The organism is Flavobacterium sp. K77, from assembly GCF_021608205.1.
GTDB lineage: Bacteria > Bacteroidota > Bacteroidia > Flavobacteriales > Flavobacteriaceae > Flavobacterium > Flavobacterium turcicum.
In genome coordinates this window covers 1-4105 of the sequence record NZ_JAKIHO010000019.1, presented here as the reverse complement: position 1 = coordinate 4105, position 4105 = coordinate 1, and the positions used below count along the sequence as shown (strand labels likewise).

Here is a 4105-nt window from a genome sequence, read left to right as displayed (position 1 = left end):
AGCAGATATACTATGACAAAAATTACGCTAAAAATATTACTCCTATTAAGTCTGAATTGTTTTGGACAAATTATCCATGATAAATCTAAGTTGTCAAAAAAAACAAGTCAAATTGTTCAAAAAATCGAAAAGATAAATGAACTTATGGGTGAAGCCGTTTATTCTTCTGGTATAAGACCAAAACAATATGATAATTTTGAAGAATTAAAAAAAAGTGCAACAAAAGAAGAATTATTAGTTTTAACAAAACATCCAAATGGAGTTGTTAGGTGTTATTCATTTTGGGCATTATCACTAAAAAAAGATATTGATATATTTTCGATTGTAAAAGAACACATTAAAGATGATGAATTTATAAGCACACAATTTGGTTGCATTGGCAGTCAAGAAAAAGTTGGCGATTTTTTCATTAATGTAGCTACTCCAAATTATATTGATTTGGATTCTAAAAAATTAAATGAAACAGAATTTATTATTTTGGATAGTCTATTAACATACAATGAAAATAATCTTGATTCAAAATATAGAGCAATCCAAAATGCTGAACCAACTGAATTCCTCTATCCAAAAATCAGAGAATTATATACAAAATTTAATAATCAAAGTGCACTTGTAACTTTATCGAAATATCGTAAAGAACAGGATATTGAATTAATTTTAAAAAATAAAGACGATTCTGAAAAAGATGAGAGCGGTTATTATTTTTCTTATCAAGCTATACAAAATTTTCCTGATCAAAAATTTATTCCATTATTAGAAAGAAACTTGAAAAATACTTTAGATAATGATCATTTTAGTGGTGAATGGAGAGAATTATATAAAGCGATTGCGAAATATAAAAATGAAAAATCTCGCGAATTATTAAGCATTCCATTTACAAAAGTTGTACATCAAGATATTAAAAAGTACCATATAGATTTTGTATATGATGCAATTATTGAAGAAAAAGAGAAAATATATGATGATTTTTTGTGGAAAATTTGGGAAGAAGAAAACTTGATAACATTAAATGGATACAAATATCTTTTAAGTTTAAATCCATCGAAAACTTATGAAATAACAAAAAAAGAATTAGCAGAAAATTATCAAATTAAAAACAACGAGTTTATTCCAATTATAAATGAAAACATATTTAATGAAAGTTTAGAAGAAACTATGCTTAATTTGGTAATAACAAATGATAAGTCATTAGCAAATAATATAATCATAAATAAAATTGAAAACACAAACGTACATACATTTGAAATATATTCTAAAAAAGTTCAAGAATTAAAAGACACAAATTTTGTAGAACCACTATTTAGAAGATTACTAATTGATGATAATCCTCATGTCTATTTAAAAATTGTCGAAACATTAATTACTTTTAAAAATGGAGATATTAATAAAAGAATTATTGAAACTAGAAAGAAAAATAAAAGTATGAATGAAAATTGGGGAAGTGATTCATTGGACGAAATACTAAAAGCAAACGACATAAAATAAAGTACATCTGCTAACAGGCGTTTGGCAAGATTGCGAATTTTGTAGTAAATTCACGTTTACATTTCGCAAGAAATTTTATCTTTAACAGAAAATAATTAGTTCCGAAGTTCGCAACCTCGCCAAGCGCCGGAACGTTATAAGCCATTTTATGAAAAATCTGCAAATCAAGACATTACTCCTATTTTTCTCTATTTTTATTTTAAGTTGTAATTCAAACAAAAAAATAGGAAGAGAAAATGAGCCGACAATTTATAACGTTGAAGAAGATGATGTTGAAATGAATAAGGCAATCGAAAAAGCAAAACAAACTTTAGATAGTTTTGATTTTGCTTTTAAAAACAATACTAGAGTTTTTACATTTTTTGGCTTGAAAAAGAAATTTGAAGAAAATGGAAACGTTGAACATATTTGGATTGGAAATATTCAAGGAATAGAAAAAGGGAAATATATTGGCGTAATTGACAATTTGCCAGAAAAAATAAAAAGCGTAAAACTTGGCGACACTGTACAAATAGAAAAAAAAGAAATTAGTGATTGGATGTATATCAAAAAATCAGAATTACACGGTGGATATACAATCAGACTTTTAAGAGAAAGAATGACGGAAGAAGAACGAAAAAAGTTTGATGTAGAAAGCGGAATGAAAATAAAGTAGAAGAAAAAACGGCTTATAACACACGCTACAAGCAATTTGGGTATTTGTCTTGACGGGAAAATAGTTTTGTATTTGGAAGTTTTGGCTTATCCGAAAAATAGCGCTAATTTAGTCCCAAAGCGCGTGTAGCGCGGGAACGTTACCGGCAAGCTTAAAAAAACCCGCAGAAACATCATGGAATCTAGAATTATTTATGAATCTGACAAAACATATTTGAATACAATTCAGTGGCAAAAACCTGGAAATAATTCAGAAAGCGAATGGCAATATTTAAATCCAGAAAGTTTAACAGAAAGAGATTCCGAAAGAATCTTTAACATAAGTTTTGGCGGTGAAACTGTTTACATTGTTACTAGTAGAAATGAATCTTCAGAAATTAGCAAAGCGAATTTTTTCTCAGAAATTAAAGCTTTGTATGGCAAAATGGAATTTAGAGTGTGGAATAATGAATTTGAAAGCGTTGTGGAATTTAAACTGGAAGTTTACCGAATAGGAAAAGCCAGCCGGTAACAGCCGTCTCAAGCCATTGCCAATTCTCTCCTAAATTGACGCTTACGTTTCGCAAGTTTATTTATCTTAGCCGAAACTAATCGGTTCCGAAGTTCGCAACGGCATGAGGCGGCAAAACGTTACCAGTAATTGTTCGACAACTAAATCTTAAACGAGAATGAAACTTCTAAAAGGCTGTTTAATAACATTAATATTATTTATTGTCGTTTGTGTAATTGGATGGCTTTTCCTGGAAAACAATGTTAGTGGAAACTTATCAAGTTTAAATCAGAATGTAGAAAAGAATTGGGAAAATTATGTTGCGAACTTAAAAGAAAGAAATGCAGAATTTACTCAACAGAAAATTGAAAATGATAGTTTGAAATATTACTCAGAAAGTTCAAAGAGAATTATTGATTCTAAAGATTATCTAAAAGAACTTGAATTGAATGAATACAAATTAAATAAAATTGCAATATCAAATAGCTTTAAGTCAAATTTAAATGACAAGCTTAATTCCAACTTAGACAATTATAACCAAGCCGTTAGAGAATATAATGTTTACAGAATCCGATTTCCAAATTCTATAATTGCTCGAAGAATGAATTTCCGTAAATCGTACAAGTATTTTGACATTAGATATGGAATTGAAAATGAAAAAGTTATGGCAAGAAAAAAAGAAATGGAAAATTGGGTTAAAAATGGGGGCGAATATCCACAATAACAACTACTGGTAACAGCCGTTTGGCGAGATTGGGGTTTTAGGCTTAATGGAAAGTTGATTTTGTATTTGGGAAATTTGTGTTTAACCGAAAAATCTCGCATCTTTATTTCCCCAACCTCGCCAAGCGCCAGAACGTTAGCGGTAAGTGTAAAACCGACTGGAGACACAACGATTGAGAATTAATATAATTACATAAATAATGGAAGATTATTCACGAGCGAAAGAAATATTCTTTACTTATACGAGTAGTAAGTTCCAGATGATGCGTGATGGTTTTTCTACTGAATATTATTCTTATAAAATATCTGAAGATTTAGAAGCTGAATGGTTGATAGAACTTATAAATAGAGAACTTAATAAACTAGACATAAATAATGTTCATAGTTTATTCCCTTTATGGTACATTTTAGAAAGCAATTGTAATATTGAATATTTTAAAGACATTATTAAGTTCGTTGAGAACAATAAGCATAAAGTTGAAAGTGAATTAAACCTGCTGAAATTTACCCAAAAAATCCTCGAAACGTTTGATAGAATAGAATCAAGCTGTAATATAATTAGTAGTTACGAATTGGATAAATATCGGGGAAAAGTAAATTTAATTAGAAAGGACTTAATATAAACACCTACCGCTAACACACGCTACAAGCAATTTGGGGATAAGGCCTAATTTTAAATTGGTTTTGTATTTATGAGATTTGGCAAATCCGAAAATTGGGCTTAATTTAGTCCCAAACTGCTTGTAGCGCGGA

General features: G+C 29.1%; 5 protein-coding genes. All 5 read left to right on the top strand.

Annotated features, from left to right (window positions below; translation table 11 throughout):
- The coding region (locus L1S34_RS14625; protein WP_236364814.1) for a hypothetical protein at positions 1 to 1485 on the top strand (1485 nt) is incomplete at its 5' end.
- A 148-nt stretch (positions 1486 to 1633) separates the two neighbouring features.
- Positions 1634 to 2140: a YegJ family protein gene (locus tag L1S34_RS14620; RefSeq protein WP_236364812.1), complete on the top strand. Its 507-nt coding sequence runs from the start codon at positions 1634 to 1636 to the stop codon at positions 2138 to 2140.
- Positions 2141 to 2314: 174 nt separating this feature from the next.
- On the top strand, positions 2315 to 2650 hold the full coding sequence (locus L1S34_RS14615) for a hypothetical protein (RefSeq protein WP_236364810.1): 336 nt from the start codon (positions 2315 to 2317) through the stop codon (positions 2648 to 2650).
- A 157-nt stretch (positions 2651 to 2807) separates the two neighbouring features.
- Positions 2808 to 3353: a LemA family protein gene (locus tag L1S34_RS14610; RefSeq protein ID WP_236364808.1), complete on the top strand. Its 546-nt coding sequence runs from the start codon at positions 2808 to 2810 to the stop codon at positions 3351 to 3353.
- A gap of 199 nt (positions 3354 to 3552) precedes the next feature.
- Positions 3553 to 3975, top strand: coding sequence for a hypothetical protein (locus L1S34_RS14605; protein ID WP_236364806.1), 423 nt, complete (start codon positions 3553 to 3555; stop codon positions 3973 to 3975).
- Positions 3976 to 4105 lie beyond the last annotated feature (130 nt).